Origin of the sequence: Gardnerella sp. DNF00983, from assembly GCF_049244265.1 — a bacterium.
GTDB lineage: Bacteria > Actinomycetota > Actinomycetes > Actinomycetales > Bifidobacteriaceae > Bifidobacterium > Bifidobacterium vaginale_J.
The window spans coordinates 376,261-390,938 of the sequence record NZ_CP058392.1; the positions used below are offsets into that span (position 1 = coordinate 376,261).

Genomic DNA, 14,678 nt, shown 5'->3' on the forward strand with positions numbered 1-14,678 from the left:
GCAATGAGTGCGGTTGATGAATACTCTAGAATTAGAGTGACGCTAGGTTTTGCTGCAAAAAATTATGGTTTTGAAGTTGTTCCTGCGTTTGCTTCAGAGGTAACTATTACTTCTATTGCTCATGATGTGCGTAATGTACGTCCTGGTGGATTATTTGTGCCAATTGGTCATATCGATCGTCGTCAGCTTGAGGCTGCGCGTGATGCTGGCGCATATGCTGCATTAGTTTCGCCAGAATTTCGTAGTGAGGCTGCAGATTTAGGTCTACCTTTGCTTGTTTCTTCTGCTAATCCAGTTGCTTTGGGCAAGCTTGCTTGCGATATTAATGCAGATCCTTCTTCGTGCGTTGCAACATTTGCGATTGCTGGTGACGATGACGATGAGATTCATGCTAATGTTTTGCGATTAGCTGATTTTTTGCATATGTTAGGCAATCCTGTTGGTGTTATTAGTGATGCTGGATCTACTTCATTGCAGCGCGAATTGTCTTTGCAATATCCTTTAAATATTGCAGATGTACAGCATGTTTTATCTGTGTGTGCAGAAGATGGTGCTGCAGCTGTTGTTATTGCACTTAATTCTGCAACTTTAGCTAAGAACGCGTTGCAATCCGTTAGTATTGATGTTCTTGGCGTTGAGCAAACTCAGAATGAAAGCAATTCTGGCGCAGAATCTGATTCTAAATCTGATATTGAATCTGAAGATGATACTAAATCTGAAGATAATTCTTACACTAATTCTGATTCTAAATCTGAATCTAATTCTGAACCTAAAGATGCAATATCAAATGTGAAAGTTAGCGCAAAAACATCTTCTTCACCGCTTTACCCTGCATATTCAACCGGCATGAGTTTTTATGCGCTGCGTCAACGTTATGGTTTTTCTGGAAGAGAGCACGCTTATTGTGTTACTAGATCTGCTGAGTCTGACGAATTAGCTGAATTAGCGGATCAAATTGGCGGCAATGATGTGCAGCGGCATCTTTCATTATCTATTGCAATGGTGTTAGCTGCCGGTGTTCGTCGTGGGACTATTAAAAGTGCGCTGCGAGTTTCGCATGAATTGCACTGAATTGTGCTGAAGCGCTGATTTCATTCGAGTTTTCAAATAAATTAATTGCGTGAGTTTGTTTAAGAGCTTTTGATTATGTGGCTAATTTGGAGGATGTTATGAGTTGTGTTGAAACTTCGTGTGCTAGCAATGCTAAGAGTTTAGATCATGTCGATATGATGCCTATGAATATAAGCGAAATTGCTAAAGCTGTTCATGGTGAAATACACGAGTTTAATAGTTGTGACACAGATTTAGTTGCAAATTCCGTTTTTAGTGATTCTCGTCAAATTCGTAAAAGTTCTGTGTTCGTAGCTATAGTTGGTGAACATGTTGACGGTCATGATTATGTAAAGAATGCTGAAAAATCTGGAGCTGTTGTAGCTATTGTTGAACATGTTGTCGAAGGCACTAATCTCAATCAAATAGTTGTTAATAATTCTGTAGAAGCACTGGGTTTGCTAGCTAAACATAATTTGGAACTTCGCCGCAAGCTTAACAAACCTTTCACTATTATTGGTATTACTGGTTCCGTTGGCAAAACAACAACGAAAGATATGTTGAAGGCTTTGTTGAGCACGCTAGGCGAAACGGTTGCTCCTGTTGGATCTTTTAATAATAATATTGGTTTGCCTCTTACTGCTTTGCAAGTTGGCAGTAATACTCGATTTTTAATAGCAGAAATGGGTGCTAACCATGTTGGCGAAATTGCCAATTTAACTCATATTGCTCCTCCGGATCTCGCAATAGTGCTTAAAGTTGGTGTGGCTCATTTAGGTGAATTTGGCTCAGTTGAGCGAATTGCGCAAGCAAAAAGTGAGATTGTGCGTGGGCTTTTGCCACATGGCATAGCAGTATTAAATTCTGACGATAAGCGAGTTTCTGCAATGTCTTGTCTTGTAGAAAATAAGCATGTGCGCTGGTTTGGTAGAAATGCTAAAAATGGATTGCTGGAATCAGCTAGTAAAGATGACTACCAACTTTCAGCTAGCAATATAAAGTTAGATTCTTTTGGTAAAGCAGTTTTTACTATCACTGAACGCATTAATTCTTCTGATTTAGTGAATCATGTTGAGGCGCATCTTGATATACAAGGCGAGCATAATGTTATGAATGCGCTTGCAGCAGCAAATGTTGCAAGATATTTGGGAATGACTTTAGATGATATTGCTTCTGTGCTGTCTAAAGTTTCGCATATTAGCCCGCATCGCATGCAATTGAGTACAGTTTCGAAAAATGACGAGAAATTTACACTTATTGATGATTCCTTTAATGCAAATCCTGATTCTATGAAAGCAGGAATCGATGGTTTGTGCGCTTATGAAAATGATTCTTGTAGTGCATCTTCGAAACCCTTCCGTATAGCGGTTCTTGGTTCTATGTTGGAGCTTGGCAGCAACGAAGATGAATTGCACACAAATATTGGAGAATATGTGGCAAATTCGAGTGTCGATGCGGTTGTTGCTGTTGGTTCAAAAACGGACTCCGACTTAGATGAATTAGCTAACTGTATTGCTCAAGGTGCGCGTTCTTCTTGGAATAATAAACTACTTTCTTCTAATGATGCAGTCTACTTTGTGCACAGTGCGGACGAGGCTGATGATATTGTTTGGAAAATTGTGGCCGAGCATCCGAGTAGTGTTGTGTTATTGAAAGGCTCTCATGCTTCAGGCTTGAGTGTGCTTGCTGAACATTGGGCAAATATTTAACTGCTTGATGCTCAATATAAGTGTGAAATTAATAAATTAAGTATTATAGCAAACGGAACAGTAAACGGAGGTTAAGCGGTGATTGCGCTTATTGTAGGAATTGTGGTGTCGCTCGTAGTTACGATTGTTGGCACGCCTTTGCTTATTCGTTTAGTGCATCGTTTGCACTACGGTCAGTACATTCGCCAAGATGGACCACAATCTCATTTAGTAAAACGCGGAACGCCAACTATGGGCGGTGTTGTTATTAATTTTGCTGTAGTAGCAGGTTGGGCTGCTTCTGCTCTTTATAGATATGTTTCTGTTGGCCGCTCGCCTTCATGGTCTGCTGTTTTAGTGCTGTTTGCAATGCTTTCAATGGGTTTGCTTGGCTTTATTGATGATTTTGCTAAGGTTCGTAAAAAGCAGAATCTTGGTCTTTCTGTACATGCGAAGTTTACTGGTCAAATTATTTTTGCAAGTATTTACGCGCTTTTGTCATTGCTATTGCCAACTCAATCTGGTATTGCTAGCGCTCAACCTGGAATGAGTTTTATTGAAAAACCATTTTTTGATTTTTCTATACTCGGTAAAGGTGTAGGAATCGTAGTATTTATTGTTTGGGTTAATTTCCTTATTGCTGCTTGGTCTAATGCTGTAAATTTGACTGACGGACTTGATGGTTTAGCTTCTGGATCTTCTATGATTGCTTTTGCTGGATACGCTTTGATTGCTTTCTGGGAAAGCTACCATGTGCGCGGAGGCGGTCATTTTGGATTCTCTTACGCTGTTTCTGACCCTCTCGATTTAACTATTATTGCTGTTTGCGCTGCTGTTGCTTGCTTTGGATTCTTGTGGTTTAATTCGAATCCTGCTCAAGTATTTATGGGAGATACTGGTTCGTTGGCTTTAGGCGGATTATTTGCAGCTCTTTCTATTGCAACTCACACAGAGTTTTTGGCCGTGATTTTAGGCGGATTATTTGTAATGGAAGCTGCAAGTGACGTTATTCAAGTTGGATTCTTTAAAGCTACGCATAAGCGTGTGTTCAAAATGGCTCCTATTCATCATCATTTTGAATTGCTCGGCTGGACGGAAACCAAGGTTGTTGTGCGATTCTGGATGATTGAGCTTATGTTTGTGCTTTCTGCGCTTATGATGTTCTACGCTGATTGGGCAGGGCGTTCTGGCTTGCTTATTTAATTTCAAAAATTGGAAGGCTTCAATATGAATATTGTCGATGGCAATGACGTATCTGTTTCGTCTGAATCCACTTGTAAGTCGTGCACAAGCGATAAAGCATTTGCTTTTAAGCGTGTATTAGTTGCAGGTCTTGGAGTTTCTGGTCGTGGTGCAGCTGAGGTTTTGCGCTCTGTTGGATCTGAGCCTGTGACTGCAGACGAAAATAAGCCTGATGCTGATATACATGATTTTTCAGCAATAGACTGGTCTAAAATCGATGCTGTTGTTACATCTCCAGTATTTAACCCTCGCACGCCATTTTTGCAAGAAGCTGCATCGCACAATATTCCAGTAATGAGCGAAGTTGAATTAGCTTGGCGCTTGCGTGTACCTTCTAAACGCACGAATAAACCTGCTTATTGGATCGGTATTACTGGCACAAATGGTAAGACTTCTACTACAGAAATGACTTCTGCAATGCTAACCGCTTGCGGATTAGATGCTCCAGCAGTAGGAAATATTGGAAAGTCTGTGTCACATGCTGCTTTGGAATGTGAGCATGATGCTTTATGCGTTGAATTAAGCTCTTTCCAATTGCATTTCACTGATTCTTTAGCTCTTGACTGTGCTGCTATTACTAATATTGCTGCTGATCATTTAGATTGGCATGGTGGCATGGAAGCGTACGCTCGTGACAAGTCAAAAGTATTTAATAATGTGCAAAAAGCTTTGGTTTACAATGCTCAAGATGAGCGTGTAAGCAAATTGGCAGATTGTGCACAAGTTGCTGATGGTTGTAAAAAAATTGGTTTTACGCTAGAAGAGCCTAAAGATGGTGAAATTGGCGTAAAAGATGGTTGGATTGTCGATAACAGCGGTGTTGCTGGAGGAAATAAAGGCACTCTGAAACCTATTGTTGAATTGCGTGAGCTAAAACATCTGTGCGAGCCTGATGGCAGCGTGTATCCGCATTTATTAGCTGATGCTCTTACTGCATTAGCTTTAGCTTTAGGTTTAACTGGTGATGTAGATTCTTCAGTTCGTGCTTTACGCGAGTTTGCTCCTGGAGGTCATCGCATTCAAACAGTTGCGACTTTGATGTCTGAAGATGAAAATCCTTCGCATTGTATTAGATTTGTAGATGATTCTAAAGCAACTAATGCTCATGCTGCTTGTGCATCTTTAGCTAGTTTTGCTAATAATTCGGTTGTTTGGATTGCTGGCGGTTTAGCTAAAGGTGGTCATTTTGAAGATTTGATTGCAAACCAACTTCATGTGATTAAAGCAGTTGTTGTTATTGGAATAGATCAACGTCCAATTGTTGAAGCTCTTCGCAGTTCAGCTCCTCACATTCCAGTAACTATTGTTTCACAGGATGGTTCTTGCGCTAAATCATATGATTGCGTTGATGATTTAGTTTGTGAGAATATTGAGAATACTTCGCTTGTAAATCCTGATTCTTCATTCGGTGAGGCTGTTATGCGTCAAACTGTAGAAGCTGCTGGGCGTTATGCTAAGCCTGGTGATGTTGTTCTGCTCGCTCCTGCTTGTGCTTCTATGGATCAATTTGTTTCATACGCCGATCGCGGCAATCGTTTTGCTAAAGAATCTCAACGATGGGTGCATAATCATGGTGTTCAACAGTAATAAGCCTAAAAAGTTTTTGCGTTCATTAGCGCGCAAAGTCTCAGAAGTTATTATGGAAGATCATATTGAAGCAGATTCAGATTCTTCTAATTCTTCTAAAAAACAAAAATTTGAATCTTTTAAAAAATCTATTAGGACTTCAGCAGGTAAAGTAGGCAAGTCAGTAAGTAAAGTAGGAGCGTACGCAAGCAAAGCTGGTAAGGAATTAGGCAAATCTGTAGGAAAGTCTGTAAGTAATTCTGTAAGTAATTCTGTTACTAAAGTTGGCAAATCTGTAGGCTCTTCTTTAAATAAATCTGTAAAATTTGTAAAAGATGCAAAGAAGTCGAAAGTTGCGAAACCAGCGAAACAGGCAAAACCAGATAATTTTGTAAAATCATCCAAGCTTGTAAAATCAACTAATTTTGTAAAGCCTGCAGTGCAAGCAAATACTGTAAATACTGTAAATCCTGCGAAACCTGAAAAGCTAACAAATCTAGCGAAACCAGTAAAGCCAGTAAAGCCGGCAAAATCAATTAAATACGCAAAATTAGCGCATACTGTATCTGGAATATTTTCCTCGAAAAAAGACTACTCAAAAAACTCGTTAGAGCGCAAAACTCAAGATTCGGAATTAAAGAAATATGTTGGCTTGCGCAGTTTAACTAACCCACTGTGGTGCTTATACGGCATGCGAGTATCAGTGGTTATACTGTCGATTTTCGGCTTATTCATGGTGTTTTCTAGTTCTTCAGTAACTATGATTACCTACGGAATCGCACCGTGGGGTCAAGGCGTAAACCAAACAATGTATTGCGTTTTAGGTTTAATTGGCTATATTTTCGCTTCTCGACTTCCAGTTACAGTTTATAGACGATACGTTGCTGTTATTTACATTATTTCTGTTGTTGCACAGTTCTTAACATTTGTTCCAGGTTTACGACGTGAAGTTAATGGTAATGCTGGTTGGATTGCTTTTGGTCCTATTACTTTGCAGCCTGCAGAAATTACAAAACTTGCATTATGTATTTGGCTTCCAATAGCTTTGATTGCTGCAAAACAAGCGTATGAGCGTGTGCAAATGCGCGCGTATATTCCTGTAGCAGCAGGACTCGGCGTATCGTTGTTGCTTGTTATTGCAGGTAAGGATCTTGGTACTGCTTTAATTATTATTCTTATTGCACTTATAGCTTTTTATCTTGGCGGATTCCCTACGCGCTGGCTAATAGGAAGTATTTTGATTGCTATTGCTATGGTCGCTATGCTTGTTTTGACAAGCCAAAATCGTATGCGACGTATTCTTGCTACTTTGCACGGATGTGACGCAAAAGCAGCTAAAGGCGTTTGCTTCCAAGCAATTCACGCTCAATATGCAATGGCTTCTGGTGGACTATTAGGCGTTGGTATTGGAAACTCTCGCGAAAAATGGAATTATTTGCCTTACGCTCACAATGATTTTATTTTCGCTATTATTGGCGAAGAGATGGGCTTTTTGGTTGCAGCAGCAGTGATTTTGCTATACGTAATTATTGGTTGGTGCATACTATCTTCAGCATTAAAAGCGAAATCGCAATTTATTTCAATCACATTAATGTGTATCGCAACGTGGATTGTAGGCCAAGGATTAGTTAATATTCTTGTTGTTGTGCAAATACTTCCGGTTATGGGAGTGCCTATGCCGTTTGTGTCAGCAGGTGGATCTTCGCTCGTTATGTGTTTGGTTGCAATTGGCGTAGCTGATGGTCTTATGCGTTCCAATCCGCAACTTACTATATCGAAGTAGTAAGTATTTACAACTTTTTTATAATATGAAAGTTATAACAAGGGTAGTGAAATGAAGTTTGATAATGCTATTGAGCATGAAGTGCATATTGTTCTTGCAGGCGGGGGCACTGCAGGTCATGTCAATCCTTTGCTTTCTGTTGCAAACGCTATTAAAAAGCTCAATCCTGAAGCGTTAATTAGTGTAATTGGTACAGAAGTTGGTTTGGAAAAAAGTCTTGTGCCGAATGCAGGGTACGAACTTGACACTATAGAAAAAGTGCCGTTCCCGCGTAAGCCAAATCTAGATGCAATTAAGTTTCCAATTCGATGGATGCGCGAAAAACGCAAAGTGCGAAATATACTAGCCGCTAGAAAAGCAGATATAGTAGTGGGCTTCGGTGGCTATGCTTCTGCTCCAGTATATTCTCAAGCTCATGCGCAGCATATTCCTATTGTGATTCATGAGCAGAATGCTAAATCTGGAATGGCAAATCGCTTGGGCGCAGGTTGGGCTGATGCTGTTGGAACAGTTTATGGGAATACTGATTTGCGCACGCGAAAAGGTGTCAAAGTTGAAAGAGTTGGTTTACCTCTTAGACCTGCTATTTCTCAATTGTGTGAAAGATTAGAAAAAGATTATGATTCCGCTCGCGTTGAAGGTGCGCAAAACCTTGGCGTTGATCCTAAACGTCCGATTATTCTTGTTACAGGCGGATCTTTGGGTGCAAAAAGCATAAATCAAGCTGTTGCTGCAGCAGCAGGAGATATTTTAAAACATGCGCAAGTAATTCACTTAACTGGTCGCGCAAAAGCGGAAGAAGTGCGAAATATAGTTGCAAATCAAGTAGGTGAATCGCAAATAAACGATATTAAACCAGAGCATGCTGGTTGTGGCGATTATCATATTGCAGAATATTTAGAGCGCATTGATTGGGCTTTTGCTTGTGCAGATTTAGTTATATGTCGTGCAGGAGCTGGAACGGTTGCAGAAATTTCGGCACTTGGCTTACCTGCTGTATACGTGCCATTGCCTATTGGCAACGGCGAGCAGCGTTTTAATGCTGAGCCTGTAGTAAATGCAGGGGGAGCAGTAATGGTAAATGATGCTGATTTCAATGCAAAGTGGTTTATAGATGAAGGATTAGCTTTATTGCAAAACAAAAAGCAATTACAAGCTATGCGCACTAAATCTTGGAATTATGGTATTCGCGATGCTGCAGACGTTATGGCGAAGCGTATTCTTGAAATCGCAAAAGAAGGCAGAAAGTAATGACTAATCTTAATAGCAATACAATTTCATCTCATAACAACATTGATTTAAACCCAGTAAAATCAGCGTTTGATGATTCGCAAACTATTTCAAAACTAGGGCGAGTGCATTTTATTGGCATTGGCGGAGCTGGAATGAGTGTTCTGGCAGAAATGTTGCATGAAGAGGGCGTAAGTGTAAGCGGTTGTGATCGCGAAGCAAATGATCACACTCAACGCTTGGAAGAATTAGGTATTGAAGTAGAAATTGGACAAAGTGCTTCACATGTTGAGCATGCAGATGTACTCGTGTATTCAAGTGCTATTAAACCGAGCAATCCGGAAATTATGGCAGCGCATGAGCGCGGCATAAAGCTTGTTCATCGCAGCGATATTCTTGCGTTATTATTATCTGCAAAAACTGGTGTGACTGTTGCTGGAGCGCATGGTAAAACAACTACTAGCTCACTTCTTTCTCATATATTAACTGTGGCTGCAGTAGGCGATTTGGCTGATCCAAGCTACGCAATCGGCGGATCTATTCAAGCTGCAGACGGAACAGTTTTAGACGGCGGTCATGCTGGCAATGGAATTGTTATGGTTGCTGAAGCTGACGAATCTGACGGAAGTTTTGAAAAATACAGCCCAAGTATTGCAATCGTAACAAATGCTGAAGCAGATCACTTGGATCATTACGGCTCTAGTGAACGATACAGAGAAGCATTTGTTGAGCACGTAAGTCATGCTGTCAATAACGTAATAATTTGTGCAGAAGACGAAGGTGCTAGAAAAGTACTTGAAGCTATGCCGGATAATATTTTAAACAAAACAATTGCTTACGGTAATTTGGATACGTGGAGACTAAAAGTCAGCTCGCGCGTACAAAAATTAGCTATGTTCGCAAGTATTGAGCATGAAAATGAGCAAGCTGTAAGTGGTCGAGAAATGTTTACGCTTGTATTGCCGGAAAAAATTTTGGATGAACATGCTAAATGTTCGAACAAGGTGCAAGTTAGCTTGTTAATACCAGGTTTGCATAATGCGCTTAATGCTTCTGCAGCTATTGTTGCTGCAGTATTGCTCGGTATGAATCCAGAAGATGCGGCTCGTGGTGCAGAAAGCTTCCGAGGTGCGTCTCGTCGTTTTGATATTCGTGGATGTGTTGATGGTGTGACAGTTGTGGACGATTATGCTCACCATCCAACTGAAATAGCTGCATTATTGCGCGCTGCGCGAAGAAAGTACACTTCTTCTACTCTTCGCGTGCTGTTCCAGCCTCATTTGTTCTCCAGAACGCAGGCTTTTGCTAGTGAGTTTGCAAAATCTTTGGCTCTTGCAGACGATGTAATTGTTACAGGAATTTTCCCAGCTCGCGAAAAGCAGGAAGATTTTCCAAATATTAATGCTGAAACTATTGTTAAAGCTGCAAAATCGCAGAATCTTGATGTAAAAATTGAAGCGGTTGACGATATGCGCGAAGCTGCGTTGAAACTGGCTTTGCGTGCAAAATCTGGTGATGTGCTGCTTACAGTTGGTGCAGGAAGTATTACTGCTATGACGTCTGTTATGCTAGAAGCATTGTAGTGCTTTGAAATTAAGCGATTAAAGTATAAATAAATTATTACGAGAGGCAATTATGGGTCGCGTGAGGTCAAGCAAATCGTACGATGCTGATGCAAATAATTCGCATCGTCGTACCGTTTCAAGTCTTAATATTGCGCATACTGAAGAGTCTCGTAGTAATAAATCAAGCAGCATTGCGTCTCGTCGTAGTGCTTCGTCGTTGCGCAAAGACCAGCGTTTCCAAAGGCATATAATCAGCCAAAACACATCGCAAATACGAGTAGCTGATGTCAATGAAAAAAATCATCAAGGTAAGTTTGTTGACGCTAGACTTTTGCCGAAGCTTGATTTTGTAAGAAAAACTTTAAGTCAAACTTCTGGTTCTCTTGGAATGATTACTCGTCCTAGAATAATTAATTTTCGAGAGCGTTTGAAAGAACGTAAATCTGCTTATTTGCAATTTACTGTTAAACGAATTCTTGCAATTCTTGCAGTGATTGCTTCTGTTTCAGCGATTGTTTGGTTTTTATTCTTCTCGCCAGTTTTTCTTCTTAAGTCTAGCGATATAAGTATTTCTGGCTCTAACGAGTGGGTGAGTGAGCAAAAAATTGCTTCAATTGCGTCAACTCAGGTTGGTAAATCGCTATTTTTAGTTTCTTCTCAAGAAGTAATTAACCAACTTAACGATATTCCTGGCGTAACTGAAGCAAAAGTTTCTAAGAATTTTCCTAATGGTTTGCATGTTTCTGTACATGCGCAACGTCCTGCAGCAATGCTCAAAACTCGATATAGCAATAAATTAACTGCTGTTGACGCTAAAGGTCGCGTGTTAAATGCTGTAGCTCAAGTTACAACGCAAGGAATACCTGTTATTGAAGTTTCAAATGTGCAAAGAAGTTTGAATAATAGAGCTGTACTTGAAGCTGTAAAAATTGTTAGTTCACTTTCGGAATCTTTGCGAGCTAGAGTTACGAAAGTTAGTGCAAAAACTCAAGATTCTGTCGAAACAGAATTAGGGGATGTTAAAAAAACTATCATATGGGGCAATTCGTCTCAGATTGAGTTAAAGAAGGCTATTGTTGCCAAGATTATTGATGACCCTAGTAAAATTGGCAACAAACGCAGCTTAGATGTGTCTGCTCCTGTGCGTCCAATTCTTAAATAGGGTTTTAAAACTTTATTAATTGCATTGTCAAGATTGGGTGTATAATAGTAATTCGTGTGTGCCAACAGCGTGCCTTATGTTATAGGCGTGTTGGTTGGGATATCCCAAGTGTCAAAGATAGCGCGCAGTAATGTGTGGCTGGAGGCGCGAGGGCCATCGGGCCGGTGGACTGTGGCTTTTACTCTTTAACCGATTCTTTGGTTATGGTGTGCTGCAGTGTGGCGGTTTTCACCAAATAGAAGATAACAATGAATCGGAGAACTTAAGTTGCCTACGATTGAACAACTTGTCCGTAAAGGACGTCAGGCCAAGCCGAAAAAGTCAAAGACTTTGGCCTTGAAGGGTAGCCCGCTGCGTCGTGGCGTGTGCACCCGTGTGTACACCACCACTCCTAAGAAGCCAAATTCCGCGCTTCGTAAGGTTGCTCGTGTGCGCCTCAGCTCTGGTATTGAAGTAACCGCCTATATTCCAGGCGAAGGTCACAACTTGCAGGAGCACTCCATCGTGCTCGTGCGTGGTGGCCGTGTGAAGGATCTCCCAGGTGTGCGTTACCACATCGTGCGTGGCGCATTAGATACCCAGGGTGTCAAGGACCGCAAGCAGGGTCGTTCCCTGTATGGAGCAAAGAAGGCGAAGTAAAACATGTCACGTAAAGGACCTGCAAAAAAGCATCAACTGCTTCCTGATCCAATCTACGGCTCGACCGTCGTGGCTCAGTTGATTAACAAAATCCTTCTCGATGGTAAGAAGTCCATCGCAGAAAACATCGTCTACACCGCTCTTGAGCAGGTGAAGGCAAAGACCGAGCAGGAGCCAGTTTCTGTATTGAAGCGCGCTCTTGATAACATTCGTCCAAATCTTGAGGTTCGTTCTCGCCGCGTTGGTGGTGCAACTTACCAGGTTCCAGTCGAAGTTAAGCCTGCTCGTGCAAACACTCTTTCCCTCCGCTGGCTTACTGACTTCTCACGCGCTCGTCGTGAAAAGACTATGGCTGAGCGTTTGGCCAACGAAATTCTCGATGCCTCCAATGGCTTGGGTGCTTCTGTGAAGCGCCGCGAGGATACCCACAAGATGGCAGAAGCAAACAAGGCTTTTGCTCACTATCGCTGGTAATCCACAAGATAATCGGTATCTTAAAGAGCTAAGGATAAGAATATGGCACAAGATGTGCTTAACGACCTGAATATGGTTCGTAATATCGGCATCATGGCGCACATTGATGCTGGTAAGACTACTACCACCGAACGTATTCTTTACTACACTGGTAAGAACTACAAGATCGGTGAAACTCATGATGGTGCTTCTACCATGGACTTCATGGCTCAGGAGCAGGAGCGCGGTATTACTATTCAGTCTGCTGCAACCACCTGCTTCTGGAAGCGTCAGACTCATGACGTTGATGACCGCTATCAGATCAACATCATCGATACCCCAGGCCACGTGGACTTCACCGCTGAGGTGGAACGTTCCCTTCGCGTGCTCGATGGTGCTGTAGCAGTCTTCGATGGTAAGGAAGGCGTGGAGCCTCAGTCTGAAACCGTGTGGCGTCAGGCTGATAAGTATAGCGTCCCACGTATCTGCTTCATCAATAAGATGGATAAGCTTGGCGCTGATTTCTACTATTCCGTCAAGACCATCAAGGAGAAGCTCGGTGCAACTCCACTCGTTATTCAGCTTCCAATCGGTGCTGAAAACGACTTCATCGGCGTTGTTGACTTGATTCGTATGAAGGCTTACGTCTGGAATGACGTTAAGGACGATATGGGTGCTCACTATGACACCGTTGACATTCCTGAAGATTTGCAGGAACGTGCAGAGCAGTATCGTGCTGAACTTATGGATCAGGTTGCTGAAGCTGACGATGAGCTGGTTGAGAAGTATCTCGAAACTGGCGAACTTACTGAAGAAGAAATGCGCGCTGGTATCCGTAAGCTTACCATTGAGCGTAAGGCCTTCCCAGTAACTTGCGGTTCTGCATTCAAGGATAAGGGTGTTCAGCCAATGCTGGATGCTGTTGTCGACTTCCTCCCAAGCCCAGAAGATGTTCCATCTATTAAGGGCTTCAAGCCAGGCGACGAATCTGTTGAAATTGACCGTAAGCCAGTTAATACAGATCCATTCGCAGCATTGGTATTCAAGATTTCAACCCATCCATTCTATGGCAAGCTCGTGTTCGTGCGCGTTTACTCTGGCGAAGTTAAGCCAGGCGATTCCGTGTACGATTCCACGAAGTCCAAGAAGGAACGCGTTGGTAAGATCTTCCAGATGCATGCTGATAAGGAAAATCCTGTAGATTCAGCTGAAGCTGGTAACATCTACACCTTCGTTGGTTTGAAGAACGTCAGCACTGGTGATACTTTGTGCGACGAAAAGAACCCAATTTCTTTGGAATCCATGACATTCCCAGATCCTGTTATCGAGGTTGCTGTGGAGCCAAAGACGAAGGCTGATCAGGAAAAGATGAGTTTGGCTTTGGCTAAGCTTTCTGACGAGGATCCTACATTCCAGGTTAAGACCGATGAGGAATCTGGTCAGACTTTGATTTCCGGTATGGGCGAGCTTCAGCTTGACATTATCGTTGATCGTATGCGTCGTGAGTTCAAGGTCGAAGCGAACGTTGGTAAGCCACAGGTTGCTTACCGTGAGACGATTCGTAAGGCTGTTATGAACCAGGAATACACTCACAAGAAGCAGACCGGTGGTTCTGGTCAGTTCGCAAAGGTTTTGATGAACTTCGAGCCTCTCGACACAGAATCTGGCGAAACCTACCAGTTTGTCAACGAAGTTACCGGCGGCCACATCACCAAGGAATTCATTCCTTCAATCGATGCAGGCGTGCAGGAAGCTATGGAATCCGGCGTTTTGGCTGGCTTCCCAGTTGTGGGTGTAAAGGCAACCGTCACCGACGGTCAGACTCACGATGTCGATTCTTCGGAAATGGCCTTCAAGATTGCAGGTTCCATGTGCTTCAAGGAAGCTGCTCCTAAGGCTAATCCGGTAATTCTCGAACCAATTATGGCTGTCGAAGTCCGTACTCCAGAAGAGTACATGGGCGACGTCATGGGCGATTTGAACTCTCGTCGCGGTAACATCCAGTCTATGACTGATGCCACTGGCGTGAAAGTTATCGACGCCAAGGTGCCGCTGAGCGAAATGTTCGGCTACATTGGCGATCTTCGTTCCAAGACTCAGGGCCGCGCAATGTTCACCATGCAGATGGACTCTTACGCGGAGGTCCCGAAGGCCGTTTCGGACGAGATTATTAAGGCTCAGCGCGGCGAATAAAGCGCACGCTACTTCGGTGTTTTCTGTCCCCGGTCAACGCTAGAATTTCCTACGTTGACTGGGTTCTGGCACCGAAGTGGCACCTAACCCAGAAACCCAGTAATATG

General features: G+C 42.4%; 11 protein-coding genes. All 11 read left to right on the forward strand.

Annotation, left to right across the window (positions count from 1 at the left end; translation table 11 throughout):
• Positions 1 to 3: 3 nt before the first annotated feature.
• The gene (locus tag HXT34_RS01310; protein ID WP_421785106.1) at positions 4 to 1,071 is read left to right on the forward strand and encodes a UDP-N-acetylmuramyl peptide synthase; all 1,068 of its coding nucleotides are present in this window, start codon (positions 4 to 6) and stop codon (positions 1,069 to 1,071) included.
• 98 nt (positions 1,072 to 1,169) lie between these two features.
• Positions 1,170 to 2,759 (forward strand): UDP-N-acetylmuramoyl-tripeptide--D-alanyl-D-alanine ligase, encoded by a 1,590-nt coding sequence (locus HXT34_RS01315; RefSeq protein WP_421785108.1) that lies wholly within the window; start codon positions 1,170 to 1,172, stop codon positions 2,757 to 2,759.
• 78 nt (positions 2,760 to 2,837) lie between these two features.
• A complete protein-coding gene (gene mraY / locus HXT34_RS01320) occupies positions 2,838 to 3,941 on the forward strand; it encodes a phospho-N-acetylmuramoyl-pentapeptide-transferase (RefSeq protein ID WP_410297014.1) in 1,104 nt (367 codons plus the stop codon).
• 24 nt (positions 3,942 to 3,965) lie between these two features.
• Positions 3,966 to 5,567 (forward strand): UDP-N-acetylmuramoyl-L-alanine--D-glutamate ligase, encoded by a 1,602-nt coding sequence (gene murD, locus HXT34_RS01325; RefSeq protein WP_421785110.1) that lies wholly within the window; start codon positions 3,966 to 3,968, stop codon positions 5,565 to 5,567.
• A 550-nt stretch (positions 5,568 to 6,117) separates the two neighbouring features.
• Complete coding sequence (locus tag HXT34_RS01330) at positions 6,118 to 7,329, forward strand: peptidoglycan glycosyltransferase FtsW (RefSeq protein ID WP_415683841.1); 1,212 nt, start codon at positions 6,118 to 6,120, stop codon at positions 7,327 to 7,329.
• Positions 7,330 to 7,380: 51 nt separating this feature from the next.
• Positions 7,381 to 8,580, forward strand: a complete 1,200-nt coding sequence (locus HXT34_RS01335; protein ID WP_421785112.1) for a UDP-N-acetylglucosamine--N-acetylmuramyl-(pentapeptide) pyrophosphoryl-undecaprenol N-acetylglucosamine transferase — start codon at positions 7,381 to 7,383, stop codon at positions 8,578 to 8,580.
• The gene (gene murC, locus HXT34_RS01340) at positions 8,580 to 10,142 is read left to right on the forward strand and encodes a UDP-N-acetylmuramate--L-alanine ligase (protein WP_421785114.1); all 1,563 of its coding nucleotides are present in this window, start codon (positions 8,580 to 8,582) and stop codon (positions 10,140 to 10,142) included. The genes HXT34_RS01335 and murC overlap by 1 nt, the downstream gene beginning before the upstream one ends.
• 52 nt (positions 10,143 to 10,194) lie before the next feature.
• Positions 10,195 to 11,286, forward strand: coding sequence for a cell division protein FtsQ/DivIB (locus HXT34_RS01345; RefSeq protein ID WP_421785116.1), 1,092 nt, complete (start codon positions 10,195 to 10,197; stop codon positions 11,284 to 11,286).
• A 267-nt stretch (positions 11,287 to 11,553) separates the two neighbouring features.
• Complete coding sequence (gene rpsL, locus HXT34_RS01350; RefSeq protein ID WP_003813881.1) at positions 11,554 to 11,925, forward strand: 30S ribosomal protein S12; 372 nt, start codon at positions 11,554 to 11,556, stop codon at positions 11,923 to 11,925.
• 3 nt (positions 11,926 to 11,928) lie between these two features.
• On the forward strand, positions 11,929 to 12,399 hold the full coding sequence (gene rpsG / locus HXT34_RS01355) for a 30S ribosomal protein S7 (protein ID WP_012914396.1): 471 nt from the start codon (positions 11,929 to 11,931) through the stop codon (positions 12,397 to 12,399).
• A 42-nt stretch (positions 12,400 to 12,441) separates the two neighbouring features.
• Positions 12,442 to 14,571, forward strand: a complete 2,130-nt coding sequence (gene fusA / locus HXT34_RS01360; RefSeq protein WP_119526223.1) for an elongation factor G — start codon at positions 12,442 to 12,444, stop codon at positions 14,569 to 14,571.
• Positions 14,572 to 14,678: the final 107 nt, after the last annotated feature.